Source organism: Amycolatopsis sp. NPDC021455 (assembly GCF_040640995.1).
Taxonomy (GTDB): Bacteria; Actinomycetota; Actinomycetes; order Mycobacteriales; family Pseudonocardiaceae; genus Amycolatopsis.
In genome coordinates this window covers 1-14842 of sequence record NZ_JBFACT010000060.1, presented here as the reverse complement: position 1 = coordinate 14842, position 14842 = coordinate 1, and the positions used below count along the sequence as shown (strand labels likewise).

Annotated in this window: 13 protein-coding genes; 4 read left to right on the top strand and 9 right to left on the bottom strand. The window is 70.9% G+C overall.

Annotation, left to right across the window (positions count from 1 at the left end):
* Positions 1 to 32: 32 nt before the first annotated feature.
* From AB0G28_RS38815 to AB0G28_RS38795, 5 genes are all read right to left on the bottom strand, one after another.
* Positions 33 to 410, bottom strand: a complete 378-nt coding sequence (locus tag AB0G28_RS38815) for a hypothetical protein (protein ID WP_361101456.1) — start codon at positions 408 to 410, stop codon at positions 33 to 35.
* A 9-nt stretch (positions 411 to 419) separates the two neighbouring features.
* Positions 420 to 1043, bottom strand: a complete 624-nt coding sequence (locus tag AB0G28_RS38810; RefSeq protein WP_361101453.1) for an acyltransferase — start codon at positions 1041 to 1043, stop codon at positions 420 to 422.
* Positions 1030 to 2226: a glycosyltransferase family 4 protein gene (locus AB0G28_RS38805; protein WP_361101451.1), complete on the bottom strand. Its 1197-nt coding sequence runs from the start codon at positions 2224 to 2226 to the stop codon at positions 1030 to 1032. The genes AB0G28_RS38810 and AB0G28_RS38805 overlap by 14 nt, the downstream gene beginning before the upstream one ends.
* A 70-nt stretch (positions 2227 to 2296) precedes the next feature.
* Positions 2297 to 3226: an NAD-dependent epimerase/dehydratase family protein gene (locus AB0G28_RS38800; RefSeq protein WP_361101448.1), complete on the bottom strand. Its 930-nt coding sequence runs from the start codon at positions 3224 to 3226 to the stop codon at positions 2297 to 2299.
* A gap of 23 nt (positions 3227 to 3249) precedes the next feature.
* On the bottom strand, positions 3250 to 4383 hold the full coding sequence (locus AB0G28_RS38795; RefSeq protein WP_361101445.1) for a DegT/DnrJ/EryC1/StrS family aminotransferase: 1134 nt from the start codon (positions 4381 to 4383) through the stop codon (positions 3250 to 3252).
* Positions 4384 to 4510: 127 nt separating this feature from the next.
* On the opposite strand from AB0G28_RS38795, the gene AB0G28_RS38790 reads away from it, so the two are divergent.
* Both AB0G28_RS38790 and lhgO read left to right on the top strand, forming a co-directional pair.
* Positions 4511 to 7645: a BTAD domain-containing putative transcriptional regulator gene (locus AB0G28_RS38790; RefSeq protein WP_361101442.1), complete on the top strand. Its 3135-nt coding sequence runs from the start codon at positions 4511 to 4513 to the stop codon at positions 7643 to 7645.
* Positions 7646 to 7656: 11 nt separating this feature from the next.
* Positions 7657 to 8847 carry an L-2-hydroxyglutarate oxidase gene (gene lhgO, locus AB0G28_RS38785; RefSeq protein WP_361101439.1) on the top strand — a complete coding sequence of 397 codons (1191 nt, stop codon included), beginning with the start codon at positions 7657 to 7659 and terminating at the stop codon, positions 8845 to 8847.
* On the opposite strand, the gene AB0G28_RS38780 is transcribed toward lhgO, so the two are convergent.
* Both AB0G28_RS38780 and serS read right to left on the bottom strand, forming a co-directional pair.
* Complete coding sequence (locus AB0G28_RS38780; RefSeq protein WP_361101436.1) at positions 8844 to 9845, bottom strand: DUF3558 family protein; 1002 nt, start codon at positions 9843 to 9845, stop codon at positions 8844 to 8846. The two genes, lhgO and AB0G28_RS38780, sit on opposite strands and share 4 nt — an antisense overlap.
* A gap of 64 nt (positions 9846 to 9909) precedes the next feature.
* Entirely contained in the window at positions 9910 to 11169 is a 1260-nt protein-coding gene (serS, locus tag AB0G28_RS38775) for a serine--tRNA ligase (RefSeq protein ID WP_361101433.1), read from the bottom strand.
* Positions 11170 to 11291: 122 nt separating this feature from the next.
* Here serS and AB0G28_RS38770 point away from each other — a divergent pair, with 122 nt between their 5' ends.
* Together AB0G28_RS38770 and AB0G28_RS38765 are read left to right on the top strand one after the other, a co-directional pair.
* Positions 11292 to 12584 (top strand): aspartate aminotransferase family protein, encoded by a 1293-nt coding sequence (locus AB0G28_RS38770; RefSeq protein WP_361101430.1) that lies wholly within the window; start codon positions 11292 to 11294, stop codon positions 12582 to 12584.
* Positions 12585 to 12604: 20 nt separating this feature from the next.
* Positions 12605 to 13018, top strand: a complete 414-nt coding sequence (locus AB0G28_RS38765; protein WP_361101427.1) for a hypothetical protein — start codon at positions 12605 to 12607, stop codon at positions 13016 to 13018.
* Between the two features lie 275 nt (positions 13019 to 13293).
* Here AB0G28_RS38765 and AB0G28_RS38760 read toward each other — a convergent pair whose 3' ends face one another.
* Positions 13294 to 13758, bottom strand: a complete 465-nt coding sequence (locus AB0G28_RS38760; protein ID WP_361101424.1) for a hypothetical protein — start codon at positions 13756 to 13758, stop codon at positions 13294 to 13296.
* A gap of 69 nt (positions 13759 to 13827) precedes the next feature.
* A complete protein-coding gene (locus AB0G28_RS38755; protein WP_361101421.1) occupies positions 13828 to 14733 on the bottom strand; it encodes a haloalkane dehalogenase in 906 nt (301 codons plus the stop codon).
* Between the last annotated feature and the right edge of the window lie 109 nt (positions 14734 to 14842).

Genomic DNA, 14842 nt, shown 5'->3' with positions numbered 1-14842 from the left:
CGGCGGCGTCGGCGACGAAGCCGGCGCCGCCGTCATCCACTTCGGCGAGCGGCGAGCCACCGCCAGCGCTGCCGTTCGGTGACCACCGTGGCGGCCGCCAGCACGGTCACCGCGGTCGCCGCCCATGTCGGCCAGGCGAGCCACGAACTGGCCACCGCGGCGATCAGCTGCAGCAGCACCAGCAGGATCGTCACCCGGCCCGGCACCGCGACGATCACCTTCGCCTTGTCACCCGGCGTCGAGAAGCACGTCGGGAGGCCGATCAGGACCACCACGGACAGCACCGCGAGCAGCCACGAATACCCGGCCAGCGCCCACGGCGTGGCCACCCAGGCGACCAGTTCGGTCGTGAAGCGCAGAACGGACGGCAAGCGGTCGTCAGGACGTCCCGCAGCGGATTCCCCAGTCACCCGCGAAACTTACTCCGAAAAGTCGCCCGAAGGTGCGCCCCAGCCAGGAGCCTGACCGCGTTCCTCCGCGATCGCCCGGCGGCGGGCGTTCTCCGCCCGCACTCGCTCCACTTCGGACTGGATGTACTCCTCGTCGTAGCGCTGGAACACCCGGGCCGGGTTGCCCGCCACCAGCGTTCGCGGGGGGACGTCCTTGGCCACCACCGAGTTCGGCTGCACCGTCGCGAAGTCGCCGATCGTCACGCCCGCCATGATCACCACCAGACCGCCGATGAAACAGCCCTTGCCGATCTTCACCGGCTTGCGCTCGATCAAGTCGCTGCCCGAGTGGTTCTGCAGCGTCATGTTGGCGAGCCAGCTCGAATGCGTGAAGATCAGCGTGTTCAGGCCGATGCTCGTGTGCTCGCCGATCTCCAGGCCGCCGCTCGCGTCGAGCGCCGCGCCTTCGCCGATCCAGCAGTGCTCGCCCATCTTCAGGTTCTCGGGGCTGATGATCTTCACGCGCTCGCGCACCCGGCACGTCGACGGCAGCCCGTAGAACGCCGCCCGCTCGGCGTCGTTCATGTACTGCGAGACCAGCTCGGTCAGGATCTGCGGGCGCAGCCGGTGGCTGCGCTCGTCATCGAAGAACATCGGCTTCCGACACCAGCTTCTCGAAGGTCCGCAAATGTTCCTCGGTGACGACGTCGAGGCCGAAGTTCGACCGCACCATCTCGCTCTCGCGCTGCGCGATCAACGCCCGCCGCTCGGGGTCGTCCAGCAGCTCGATCACCGTGCGGGCCACGGCTTCCGAATCGTCCGGGCGCACGAGCAGCACGTTCTCGCCGTTGCGCAGCTCGATGCCCGGGTAGTTGTCCTCGGTGACCGACGCGATCGTCGCCGTGCCGGACAGCATCGCCTCCAGCGACGCCGTGCCGCAGCCGCCGTTGAGGTCGTGCGTCACGATGTCCGCCGCCGCGAAGTACGCCGGAACGTCCTCCTTCGGCACCGGGCCTGTGACGACCAGCGCGTCCGAGACGCCCAGCTCGGCGGCGCGCTTCAGGAACGCGTCGTGGTAGACGCGGCCGACCACGACCACCCGGACGCCGGGGTGTTTGTCCAAAATGGACGGCAGGGCCTCGATCAGCGGCAGCCGGTTGCGCAGCGGGATCACGTGCCCGAGCGAGACGATCAGCGGCCCGTCGCCGAGCCCGTGCTCCGCGCGGACGTCCTTCGTCACCGGCTTCGCGAAATGACCGGTGTCGACGGCGATCGGGAAGTACTCCGAGTTCGCGTCGCTGGTGCCGTAGCGCTCGACGCAGTAGTCGACGCCCAGCTTGTCGAGGATGACGTAACGCGGCTTCAGGTAATTCAAGATCGGCCGCACGAGCACCGCGTCGAGCAGCCGGAACACCCCGCCGTACAGCTTGTTGTCGCTGATCAGCAAGGTGTGGATGGTCAGCAGCGTCGGAACGCCGTGGCGCCGCGCCCAGATCCCGGCCAGCCAGGACAGGTCGAAGAACTGGCCGTGCAGGTGGATCGCGTCCGGCTTGAACTCGTCCAGCAACTTCCATAGCCGCCGCCAGTTGCCCGGCCGCAGCGACGCGAAGCTCATGTCGAAGTCGATCGACAGGCCGATCTGCGGCATCTTCACCGCCGGGAGGCGCACGACGCGGTAGCCGTCGCGCTCCTCCTCCGCCGGGGCCTCGCCGTACGCGGCGGTGATCGCCAGCACCTCGTGCCCGGCCTGGACGAACTGCGCCGCCAGCGACGCCGCCATGTGCGCGCTGCCGCCCACCCGCGGCGGGAAGAAGTTGTTCACCACCGCGATGCGCATCGCACGTCCTCGGGCAGGGCCCGCGGTGGCTGCATTCATGACGCCTCCGCGGGAAAGAGCACGTCGGCGTTCACTCGGTTTCCTTGACCAGGTCCCGCATCCCGTCCTCGACGGTGATCAGCGGCTGCCAGCCGAGCACGTCACGGGCGCGGCTGATGTCGGCGGCGCGCCGCGAGACCAGCACGTCACGCTCGTTGAACAGCGGCTCGACGTCGACGCCGACGGCCTCGATGAGGATCTTGGCCAGCGCCGCGATCGACGTGTCGATGCCGGTGCCGATGTTGATCGGCACGTTCGCCTTCTCCGACTCCAGGGCCGCGACGACGGCCCGCGCGAGGTCGGAGACGTGCACGAAGTCCATCGACTGGTCGCCGCGGCCGTCGATGATCGGCGGCCGGCCGTTGCGCAGCCGCTGGATGAAGTGGTTGATCACCGACGTGTAGTAGGCCTCGATCTTCTGGCCGGGGCCGTACACGTTGAAGAACCGCAGCGCGTTCCAGGACAGGCCCTTGGTGCGCTCGTAGAAGCCGAGCAGGTCCTCGCCCGCGCGCTTCGAGATGCAGTACGGCGTGAGCGGGCGCAGCTCGTCGTCCTCGTGCATCGGCAGCCGCTTCGGGTCGCCGTAGACCGACGCCGTCGAAGCGAACACCAGCCGCTCGACGCCCTCGTCGGCCGCCGCGGCGAACACGTTGTGGTTGCCGATCATGTTGATGTCGATCGACTCGTGCGGGTCGGCGATCGACTTGTTGATCGACACCGTCGCGAAGTGGATGACGTGCGTGCAGCCGCGCATCGCCTCGCGCACCGCGCCGCCGTACCGCACGTCCTTCTCGACGAGCTCGACCTTGCCGGTCGCCACGAACTCGTTCACGCGGTCGCGGTCGCCGCGGGTCATGTTGTCGAAGATCCGGACCGTGTAGCCACCCTCGAGCAGGAGCGGGATGACGTGCGCGGCGATGAAGCCACCGCCCCCGGTGAAGAGCACCTTCTTGTCGGACACCAAATTCTCCTCGGTCGGTGGCTTCAGGACAGGGACTGCACGGCTTCGCGCACGACCTCGGCGACGCGGGTGACCTGGGCGTCGGTGAGGTTGGCGTGCATCGGGACGGCGAGCTGACGCGCGAACGCGTCCGCCGAAACGGGCAGCGGGGCCTGAGGCCCGTAGATCGGCTGCAGGTGCGAGGCGTAGGTGCCGAAGTTGCACTGGACGCCCTGTTCGCGGATGCGCAGCGCGAGGGTGTCGCGGCTGATCTCCGGAGCGACCGTCAGGAGGTAGGCCTGCCAGGGGTGCTCGCGGTCGGGCAGTTCGACCGGGACGGTCAGCGCCTCGACGTCGGCGAAGGCCTCGTGATAGCGCTTCGCGACCGAGCGGCGGGCCGCGAGGAGGTCCGGGAGCCGGTCGAGCTGGACGTTCATGATCGCGGCCTGGACGTCCGAGAGCCGGAAGTTGTACCCCAGCTCGTGGAACTCCGGGATGGGCAGGGTGTCCGAGCCTTCGCGGCTGATCGCCGGCTCGATGCCGTAGGTGTGCAGCTTGCGGGCGCGGGCGATGAGGTCTTCGCGGTCGGAGACGAGCGCGCCGCCCTCGCCGGCGGTGATGCCCTTGCGGCCGTGGAAGGAGAACGCGGCGAGGTCGGCGAGGCTGCCCGCCGGGCGCGTCTTGTAGGTCGCTCCCGCGGCGCACGCGGCGTCCTCGAAGAGCCAGAGGCCGTGCTTGTCGGCGATCGCGCGGTACTCGTCGAAGTCGCCGGGCTGGCCCGCGACGTCGACGGCGAGGATCCCGACGGTCTTCGGGGTGATCAGCGACTCGACGTGCGCCGGGTCGGCGCTGAAGACGTCCGGGCGGATGTCGGCGAACACCGGCGTCGCGCCGGCCTGCACGACGGCGTGGCCGGTCGCCGGAAAGGTGTAGTCGCCGACGATCACCTCGTCGCCCGGCCGCACGCCGAGGACCTTGAGCCCGAGGAAGAGCGCGGAGCCGCAGTTCGCGGTCGTCAACGCGTGCGCCGTGCCGGTGACCTGGGCGAACCGCTCCTCGAAGCGGCGGCACGCCGGTCCGGCGCCGGCCAGCCACCCGGACCGGAAGACCTCGGCGACGGCGGCGAGCTCCTCTTCGCCCACGGTGGGTTGACCTAGGGCAATGCTCTCGGACGACATACCTCTCCCATTGCGTGGGGACCCGGCGAAGTGTATAGACGCACGCTCAGGTGATTCACAGGACCACGCCGAAGTCGACTTTCGCATGACGCCCACCGCACGCCGAAGGACGTCCTACGCTGGGCGCATGCGATTCGGGGTGCTGGGGGCCGTCGCCGCGTGGCGCGCGGACGGCGCACAGGTCGCGATCGGCGGCCCGCGGTCGCGGATGCTGCTGGCCTTGCTCGCTCTGGAGGCCGGGCGGTTCGTGCCCGCCGAGCGGCTGATCGACGGCATGTACGGCGAGCACCCGCCGGACGGCGCGGCGAACGCGCTGCAGTCCCAGGTCTCGCGCCTGCGGACGGCGTTGAAGGAGCTGGCGCCGGTCGAGTTCACCGCGGCCGGGTACCGGCTCGCCGTCGAACCGGACGAAGTGGACGTTCTCGCCTTCGAACGTCTTGCCCGCGAAGGCCGGGCGCTGCTGAAGAACGGCGAGCACGCGCGAGCCGCGGACGTGCTCGGCGAGGCGCTGGCGTTGTGGCGCGGGACGGCTTTCAGCGACCTGGCGGACGCGCCGTTCGCCGCCGCCCAGGCCGCGCGGCTCGAGGAGCTGCGGGCGGACGCGGCGGACGACCACGTCGAGGCCCGGCTCGCACTGGGGCAGGCCGAAGACGTCCTCATCGGACTGCGGGAGACCGTCGCCGCGCAGCCGCTGCGGGAACGGCCGCGGGCTCAGCTCGTCCGCGCGCTGGCCGCCGCGGGCCGGCCGGCCGACGCGCTTGCCGCGTTCGAAGACGCCCGCCGCACCCTGGCCGACGAACTGGGCGCCGACCCCGGCCCGGAACTCGCCGAAGCCCACCTCGCGGTGCTCCGCGGCGAAACCGAACAGCCGGTGATCCCGGCGCTGCCCGCGCAGCTGACCAGCTTCGTCGGCCGCGCCGACGAGCTGCGGCTGGGCGCAGAACTGCTGGCGCGCAACCGGCTCGTCACGCTGACCGGGCCGGGCGGCACCGGCAAGACCCGGCTGGCCGTCGAGATCGCCGCGGCCGAAGCGGGGGCAGTGGCGTTCGTCGAGCTCGCGCCGCACGGGAGCGCCGACGTCGTCGGCGCGGTGGTGACCGCGCTCGGTCTGCGCGAGAACGCACGCGGTGGCCCGCAGGAGCCCGTCGAGCGGCTGGCGTCCGCGTTGCGCGACCGTTCGGTGCTGCTGGTGCTCGACAACTGCGAGCACGTCGTCGACGTCGCGGCCCGGCTGACCGCGCGGCTGCTCGCCGCGTGCCCGGGTCTTCGGGTGCTCGCGACCAGCCGCGAGCCGCTCGGCATCACCGGCGAGCAGCTGGCGCCGGTGCCGCGGCTGGCCGTCCCGCCGCCCGGGACGCCCGCCGCGCGGGCTCTCGCGTTCCCGGCGATCCGGCTCTTCGCCGATCGCGCGGCCGCGAGCGACCCCGCGTTCGCGGTCGACGACTCGACGATCGGCGACGTCCAGCACATCTGCGCGGCCCTCGACGGCCTGCCGCTGGCCCTGGAGCTGGCCGCGGCGCGCGTCCGGACCCTGCCGCTCGGCGAGATCGCCGTCCGGCTCGACGACCGCTTCCGGCTCCTCGCCCGCGGCAGCCGGACGGCGGAGGCGCGGCACCGCTCGTTGCGCGGCGTCGTCGAGTGGAGCTGGGACCTCCTCGGCGCCGAGGAGCGCGAGCTGGCCAGGAGACTGACGGTGTTTTCCGGCGGCGCGACCACCGCGGCCGCCGCCGAAGTGTGCGGCGCAGACGACGGCCTGCTGTTCGAACTGGCCGACAAGTCGCTGGTGGAGGCCGTCGGCGGGCGGTTCCGGATGCTGGAGACGATCCGCGCGTTCGGCGCGGAAAAGCTCGCCGAAGCGGGCGAAACGACGACGTTCCACCGCGCGCACGCCGAGTACTTCCTGCGCTTCGCCGAAGAAGCGGACCCGATGCTGCGGACGGCGGCCCAGCTGGACTGGTTGGCGCGGATCGACGCCGAGTACGACAACCTCCTGGCCGCCCTGCGCTGGGCGACCGAAAACGACGTCACGCTCGCCCTGCGGCTCGTGCCGCCGCTGGCGATGTACTGGTGGATGCGCGGGCGGCGGTTCGAGGGCGCCGGGCTGTCGCAGGCGGTCGTCTCGCGGTGCTCGCCGGACCTGCGCGAGGAGTACGTCGAAGAGTTCCTGGTGTGCGTCCTCGGGGCGCTGTCCGGGCAGCCGGACGAGTCCCTGGAGCAGTACCTGCCGATGGTCCACCGGTACGCGGTGGACGTGGACTGGGCACCCCGGAACCCGATCCTGGTGATGCTGCTGGGCGTGGTCGCCGGCCCGCCGGATGACGACGAGCAGCTGCTCGGCCGCGGCGAAGCGCTGCTGGCCCACGGCGACCCGTGGATTTGGGCACTGCTGCCGATGGGGATGGGCCTGCGGGGGATGACGACGGGCGACCTGGCCGCGGCCGAGGAAGGGCTGCGCGAAGGGGCGGCGCAGTTCCGGGCGCTGGGCGAGCGGTGGGGCCTGTCGATGGCGCTCGACCACCTGTCGCAGCTGCTGACCTGGCGCGGCGAGTACGACGCCGCCCTGCCGATGATGGACGAGGCACTGGGCCTGATGCACGAGATCGGCGCGATGGACGACGTCGCGGATCTCATCGTCCGCCGCGCCGGGACGCGGCTGCTGTCCGGTGACTTCGCCGGTGCCCGCCGGGACTACGAACTGGCGGCGGCGACGGCCCGTCGCACGGGAATGCCGGAGTCGCGCGCGGCGGCGTACGTCGGGCTGGCGAACCTGGCCCGTCACGAAGGCGATCCGGCGACGGCGCGGGAGTGGTGCGAGCGCGCGTTGGCGGAGTGCCGGGCCGGCTCGTTCTCGGCGGAGACGGTCCGGGCGATGGCGTTGGTCTCCCTGGGCTGGCTCGCGCTGGCGGAAGGCCGGGCCGCCGAAGCGGCCGCGTGGCACCGCGACGCGTTGGTGCTGGGCCGTCAGCGGCACGCGAGTGACGTGGTGGCGTCCGCGTTGGAGGGCTTGGCGGGAGCCGCGGCCGAGCCGGCGCGGGCGGCGGTGCTGCTGGGCGCGGCGGCGGGGATGCGCGGGACGCCGATCGCCGGCGACCTCGACACCTCGGCGGTGCGGGCCCGCGTGCGCGAGTCGCTGGGGGCGGCGGGATTCGAGCACGCCTACGGCGCCGGCTTGGGGATGAGTGCCCAGAAAGCGCTGACCACGGCCGGGCTGGCGGAGGTGACCGGCTCAGCCGCTGATCCTTCCCCTTCCCCGCTCGCGTAGCCTGGTCGATCGTGCGCAACGTCGTAGTCGTCGGGGGCGGGATCGTCGGTCTGGCCGTGGCCTGGGAGCTGACCAGGCGCGGACTGGACGTCACCGTGCTGGAGAAGGAGTCCCACTGGGCGGCGCACCAGACCGGGCACAACTCGAACGTCGTCCACGCCGGGCTCTACTACAAGCCGGGCTCCTTCAAGGCGCGGATGTCGGTCGCCGGGAACCGGTCCATCGTCGACTTCGCGCGCCAGTACGGCGTGCCCGTCGAGGTGTGCGGGAAGCTCGTCGTCGCCACCGACGAGAAGGAGATCCCCGCCCTCGAGACCCTCGCCGAACGGGCCGAGGCGAACGGCGTCCCGGCGAAGAAGATCTCCCCCGCCGAAGCCCGTGAGTACGAGCCCGAGGTGGCCTGCGTCGCCGCGCTGCGGGTCGAGTCGACCGGGATCATCGACTTCCCCGGCGTCTGCGCGGCGCTCGTCCGGCTGCTCGACGAGGCCGGCGTCGACCTGCGGCTGAACAGTCCCGCGGTGGCGATCCGCGCTCGCGCCAACGGCGGCGTCGAGGTCGCCACGGGCAGCGACGTCGTCGTCGCCGACGGGCTCGTCAACTGCGCGGGCCTGCACTCCGACCGCGTCGCGCGGCTGGCCGGGCTGACGCCGTCCGCGCGGATCGTGCCCTTCCGCGGCGAGTACTACGAGCTCAAGCCGGACCGGCGGCACCTGGTCAAGGGCCTGATCTACCCGGTGCCGGACCCGACGCTGCCGTTCCTCGGCGTGCACCTCACCCGCATGCTCGACGGCAGTGTCCACGCCGGCCCGAACGCCGTGCTCGCGTTGCGCCGCGAGGGCTACCGCTGGGCCGACTTCTCCGCGAAGGACGTCGCCGAGGTCGCGGCCTTCCCGGGAATCTGGCGGCTCGCGCGCAAGTACGCGTTCCCGACCGGGCTCGACGAGGTCCGGCGGTCGTTCTCGAAGAAGCGGTTCGCCGCGAGCCTCGCCCGGCTCGTCCCGGCCGTCACCGAAGCCGACATCGTCCGCCACGGCTCCGGCGTGCGCGCCCAGGCGATGCGCCGCGACGGCTCGCTCGTCGACGACTTCCTCATCGAGACCGCCCGCGACCAGGTGCACGTCCTGAACGCGCCGTCGCCGGCCGCGACGAGCGCGCTCGAGATCGCGCGCCACATCGCGGACCAGGTGTCTTCGGACAGCTAACCCGGCAGGTTCGCGGTCACCAGCGGCAAGCCCTGCTTCACGAGGTCGCACGTCTTGGTGTCGTCGCCGATGAACCCGCTGACCACCTGCACCGACGACGTCTCGGTGACGGCCAGGGTCGCGCCGCAGGTGACCCGCAGGCCGCCCTTGTTCGGGAACACGCCCCACTTCTTGCCGCCGACGTCGACGGTTTCGGTCGGCTGGATGCCTTTCACGCCCGGCCAGTCCCCGGCCGGCGTGCTCGGGCCGAGCCAGACCTCGAACGCCTTCTGGCCGTCGTCGCCGTCGGTGTCGTCCCACAGGCAGTAGGTCGCGTTCGGGACCGTGGACGAGGTGTCCTTCTTGCCGTCGGGTGCGATGTCCTTCAGCTGCGCCACCTGGCCGGGCTTCAGCAGCGAGCACGGGTCCACCGACAGCAGCGGCCCGCCCGGCTCCGGCTTCGACGAGCTCGACGGCGTGATCGACGGCGCGGGCCTGCCGCCCGGCAGGTGCTCGGCGACCTGCGGAATGGCCGCTTTCGTCAGCTCGCACGCCTTCTCGATCGGCGGCCCGGACACGCTGACGTACGCGAAGGACTTCGTGCCGAGCACCGTGTACATGACGCAGTCGTCGCCGATGACGGACGCGTACTGCGTCCAGCTGAGACCGCCGAGCTGCTGGGGCGACGACTTCGGAAGCGCGCCCGACAGGTAGTCGTCCAGGTTGATGTCCGTCGTCATGCCGACGTTGAGCACGGACGAGGGGTCGGCGTCGTCCTTGCTGTTCCACAGGCACATCGGCGGCTGCTCGGTCTCCTTCTTCGCCTTCACCGAGTGGCCCGGGTTCCGGTAGCCGAGGGCTTCGACCTGGTCCGGGCTCAGCAGCGAGCAGGCGTCGGCGGCCTCGGCCACCGGCCCCTGACCGGGCACCGGCGACGCCGAGCCGCCGACGGTGACCGCGCAGCCGGTCACCACGGTCACGGCCGCCAAGACCGCCCCGACCTGCCACTTCATCCGCATGAGTCCTCCCGTTCGGCCCGGACTGTACTGGGACGAACGGAGCAGCACCGCGGATCCGCCCGATTCAGCGGGGGGTGAGGACTTCCTTGCCGCCGACGAACGGGCGCAGCGCCTCGGGCACGCGGACCGAGCCGTCTTCCTGCTGGTGGTTCTCGACGATCGCGACGATCCAGCGGGTGGTGGCCAGGGTGCCGTTGAGCGTCGCGGCGATCTGCGGCTTGCCGTTCTCGTCGCGGTAGCGGACCGAGAGGCGGCGGGCCTGGAACGTCGTGCAGTTCGACGTCGAGGTCAGCTCTCGGTAGGTCTCCTGCGTCGGGATCCACGCCTCGCAGTCGAACTTGCGGTGCGCGGAGGTGCCGAGGTCGCCGGTCGCGGTGTCGATCACCCGGTAGGGCACCTCGATCTTCGCCAGCATCTCCTCTTCCCAGCCGAGCAGCCGCGCGTGCTCCGCCTCGGCGTCCTCCGGCTTGGCGTAGACGAACATCTCCACCTTGTCGAACTGGTGGACGCGGATGATGCCGCGGGTGTCCTTGCCGTACGAGCCGGCCTCGCGGCGGTAGCAGGACGACCAGCCCGCGTACCGCTTGGCGTCGGTCAGGTCGAGGATCTCGTCGGAGTGGAAGCCGGCCAGCGGCACCTCCGACGTGCCGACGAGGTAGAGGTCGTCGTCCTCGAGGTGGTAGATCTCGCTCGAGTGCTGCCCGAGGAAGCCGGTGCCGGCCATGATCTCCGGGCGCACCAGCGACGGCGTGATCATCGGCGTGAAGCCGTTTTCGAGCGCCTGCGCGATGGCCATGTTGAGCAGGCCGAGCTGCAGCTGCGCGCCGACGCCGGTGAGGAAGTAGAACCGCGAGCCCGAGACCTTCGCGCCGCGTTCCATGTCGACGCCGCCGAGGCCTTCGAGCAGCTCGAGGTGGTCCTTCGGGGTGAAGCCGAGCTTCGTCGGCTCGCCGACGTGCTTGACGACGGCGTAGTCGTCCTCGCCGCCGACCGGCGCGTCCGGGTGGACGAGGTTCGCCACGGTGCGGAAGAGCTGGTCGAACTCCTCCGACGCGGTGTTCTGCTCGGCTTCGGCGGCCTTGACCTGCGCGGCGAGCTCCTTGGCCGTGGCCAGCAGCCGCTGCTTCTCCTCCGGCGGCGCCTTCGGGATCTGCTTGCCCAGGAGCTTCTGCTCGTTGCGCAGCTTGTCGGCGGCCGCGATCGAGGACCGGCGCCGGGAGTCGAGGGAGAGCAGCTTGTCGACCACTCCTTCGTCCTCGCCACGGGCGCGCTGCGACGCGCGCACGGCTTCCGGGTCTTCGCGCAGAGTCCTGGGGTCAATCACGAGGACAGAGGGTAGTCCGTACAGACTGTGCGGCCCTACCGGGTTATCCCGACAGTCTGATCGTTGAAGCGCTGTTCACGGCCTCCCCATACTCCTTGGAGACTCGCAGAGGAGGCGTCCGAATGACCGACGAGCTGCTGGCCCGCCACCGCGCAGTGATGCCGAGCTGGATGTCCCTGCTCTACGAGGAGCCGATCGAGATCGTGCACGCGCACGACCGGCGGATGACGGACTCGCAGGGCCGCACCTACCTGGACTTCTTCGCGGGGGTGCTGACCAACTCGATGGGCTACGACGTCGCCGAGATCGGCGACGCGGTCCGCAAGCAGCTCGACACGGGCATCCTGCACACGTCGACGCTGTATTTGATCCGCTCCCAGGTCGAGCTGGCCGAGCGGATCGCCGCGTTGTCCGGCATCCCGGACGCCAAGGTGTTCTTCACGAACTCGGGCAGCGAAGCCAACGACACGGCGCTGATGCTGGCGACGCAGTACCGCCGCAGCAACCAGGTGCTGGCGATGCGGAACTCCTACCACGGCCGGTCGTTCGGGACGGTCGCGATCACCGGCAACCGCGGCTGGTCGGCGTCGGCGCTGAGCCCGGTCAAGGTCAACTACGTGCACGGCGGGTACCGCTATCGAAGCCCGTTCCGGGACATGTCGGACGCGGACTACATCGACGCGTGTGTCGCGGACCTGGTGGACGTGCTGGACACGGCGACGGCGGGCGACGTGGCGTGCCTGATCGCCGAGCCGATCCAGGGCGTGGGCGGGTTCAGCCTCCCGCCGGACGGCCTGTTCCGGGCGATGAAGGAGGTGCTGGATTCGTACGGGGTGCTGTTCATCTCGGACGAGGTCCAGACCGGCTGGGGCCGCACGGGCGAACACTTCTGGGGCATCGAGGCCCACGGCGTGACGCCGGACATGATGACGTTCGCGAAGGGCCTGGGTAACGGCCTCGCGGTGGGTGGCGTGGTGGCGCGCCCGGATGTGCTGGACTGTTTCCAGGCCCAGTCGTTCTCGACGTTCGGCGGCAACCCGGTGTCGATGGCGGGCGCGACGGCGGTGCTGGACTACATCAAGGACCACGACCTCCAGGCGAACTGCGCGGCCCGCGGCGCGCAGCTGCTCTCGGGCCTGCGTGCTTGTGATTGCCCGCTGGTGGCCGAGGTCCGTGGCAAGGGGCTGATGATCGGCGTGGAGCTGATCAAGCCGGGGACCACTGAGCCGTTCGTGGCGGCGGCGGCCCGGATGCTGGAGGAGACGAAGAAGCGCGGGCTGCTGATCGGCAAGGGCGGGTTGCACGGCAACGTGCTGCGCCTGGGCCCGCCGATGACCCTCACTGCCGATGAAGCCCAGGAAGGGCTGGACATCCTGGTGGACTCCCTGGCGGCAACGCACGCGGCGCTCGCCTGAGGACTTGGCACACTGGCCGCATGCGCATGGACTCGCGGGCGTGGCCGCACCGCTTCGACGTGGTTCCCTGGGACGAGATCGCCGCCAGGTTCCACGCGCTGGCGGCGGAACACCCGGAGCTGGCGCCGGTGGCGGAGATCGCGGCCAGTGTGCGGGCGTGCGGGGCGAAGCACCGCCTGGCCGGGCTGACGTCGATGCACGACCTGGTGGTGACGGCGCACCCGGTGCCGGAGCCGCCGATCGAGGTGGTCGTGGTCCGGTCACCGTCGTCGGGGCACGTGGGCCCGGGCGGCGCGTTCATCGAGCACCGATCCGCCACGGGCCACGACGACCGGATCTTCCGTCCGGCGGCGGAGGCGGTCCCGCTCTTCTGGCGGTTCATGATCGAGAAGTTCGGCGTCGAGCCACCTGAGCAGCCCCCGGTTCCAGCCTAGCGAGGGACACCGACAGTTCCGGGGCCACGGACATCACCGCAGCCCGCGACTGTGGACAACTCCGTCCGCCGACGGTGGCTGTGGACAACGCCGGCGGAGGGCACCGATTCCGTCGGTGCCCTCCGCCAGCGTGGAAAACGGGGGCTGCTTCGGCAGGGTTCCTCACCGGCGTGAACGGCACGCTGACGGCATGACCAGCACCCCACCCAGCCCTTTCCGCAACCCCGATACGCCGCCGTCCGTAGTCACAATCCGGCGAACCCGGGGCTCCGTGGTTACCGAACCCGCCGTCCGGCGGCTTCGATGAACGCGGACAGGGTCGCTTGGCTCAGTTCTTCGTGCTTCCGCAGCGTGGTCAGATCCGAAGCGTCGTGCAGCCCGTCGATAGGCTCGAAGGCGGCATCGGCGAGACGAAGAAGCTCGGCGTCGTCGGTGAGCATCTGCACCCTGAGCCGGGCATGGTCGGCGGCCGCTCCACGCTTGTCCGATTCCGTGTACGCGGCGCGCTTCTTCTCCTCGTCGTCCCGCTGTTTGAGGAACCACTTCGCGATCACGGCTTGCCGGAGCTCGGTCATCGCTCCCGCGAACGCCACGTAGGCGTTGATCCGCTCCTGCCGAAGCCGCTCGTCACGGGCGACTCGTTCGGTTCGCCGGCTGCTCAGCAGCCCGAACAGGTAGGTGAGGCTCGAGCCGGCCAAGGTTCCGGATATCGCGATCACGCTGGTCAGCACGCCGTCCATGGGGGCGAGTCTGGCAGAGGGCGCCGATTTTCGTCGGTGCCCTCCGCCAGCGTGGAAAACGGGGGCTGCTCACCCCCGCACGAACCGCGCCACGTGCTCGGCCAGCTCCTCGCCGGCGTCCTCCTGCAGGAAGTGCCCAGCCCCCGCGATCACCGGGTGCTCCAGCCCCTGCGCGCCACGCATCGCCCGGCGGAGCACCGGCGCCATGCCGCCCGTGATCGGGTCGCCGTCGGAAAACGCCACCAGGAACGGCAAGTCCAGCTCCGTCAGCGTCTTCCACGCGTCGCGGTTGGCCGCGGACGCCGGGTCGTCCGGGCGGTACGGCACCAGCGAAGGCATCGCCCGCGGGCCGGCCTTGTACATCTCGTTCGGGAACGGCGCGTCGTACGCCGCCCGCACCGAAGGCGGCAGCGGAGCGGCACAGCCCGACTGGACGAACCGTCCGATGTCCAGCACCGGCGCCTTCCCCACCGCCTCCCGGAACGAATGCCACACCGCCGGCATGTCGACGTCGCCGGTCGGCAGGCCCGTGTTCGCCGCGACCACGCGCGAGAACCGGGACGGCTCCGCGGCGACCAGGCGCAGGCCGATCAGGCCGCCCCAGTCCTGGCCGACCAGCGTCACGTCCCGCAGGTCCAGGGCGTCGAACGCGAAGCCGCGCATCCATTCGACGTGCCGGGCGTAGGTGTGGTCCGCCTGATCGCCCGGCTTGTCCGAACGGCCGAAGCCGACCAGGTCCGGTGCGATCGCGCGCAGCCCCGCCGCGGCCAGTACCGGCAGCATCTTCCGGTACAGGAACGACCAGCTGGGCTCGCCGTGCAGCAGGAGCACCGGCGGCCCGTCGGACGGCCCGGCCTCCACGTACCCCACTCTGATCACGCCGCCGTAGGGGTCGGCGAGTTCGGCGTAGCGAGGCTCGAAGGCGAAGTCGGGCAGGTCCGTGAACCGGTCGTCCGGTGTCCTCAGCAGGCGCACGGAACCCACGCTAGTGCCGCATCAAGCAACGTTGGGTAGGTAATCCGGTCGGCGGATCTTGGAGTTGACGGCGAAGTGACGCTTCGGGTGGCAGTGGCGGTTGCGCCAG

Coding starts and splice junctions, on each gene's coding strand:
- AB0G28_RS38810 (WP_361101453.1), bottom strand. CDS start 1,043: ATGTTCTTCGATGACGAGCGCAGCCACCGGCTGCGCCCGCAGATCCTG.
- AB0G28_RS38795 (WP_361101445.1), bottom strand. CDS start 4,383: ATGTCGTCCGAGAGCATTGCCCTAGGTCAACCCACCGTGGGCGAAGAG.
- AB0G28_RS38780 (WP_361101436.1), bottom strand. CDS start 9,845: ATGCGGATGAAGTGGCAGGTCGGGGCGGTCTTGGCGGCCGTGACCGTG.
- AB0G28_RS38805 (WP_361101451.1), bottom strand. CDS start 2,226: ATGCGCATCGCGGTGGTGAACAACTTCTTCCCGCCGCGGGTGGGCGGC.
- AB0G28_RS38765 (WP_361101427.1), top strand. CDS start 12,605: ATGCGCATGGACTCGCGGGCGTGGCCGCACCGCTTCGACGTGGTTCCC.
- AB0G28_RS38770 (WP_361101430.1), top strand. CDS start 11,292: ATGACCGACGAGCTGCTGGCCCGCCACCGCGCAGTGATGCCGAGCTGG.
- AB0G28_RS38790 (WP_361101442.1), top strand. CDS start 4,511: ATGCGATTCGGGGTGCTGGGGGCCGTCGCCGCGTGGCGCGCGGACGGC.
- AB0G28_RS38760 (WP_361101424.1), bottom strand. CDS start 13,758: ATGGACGGCGTGCTGACCAGCGTGATCGCGATATCCGGAACCTTGGCC.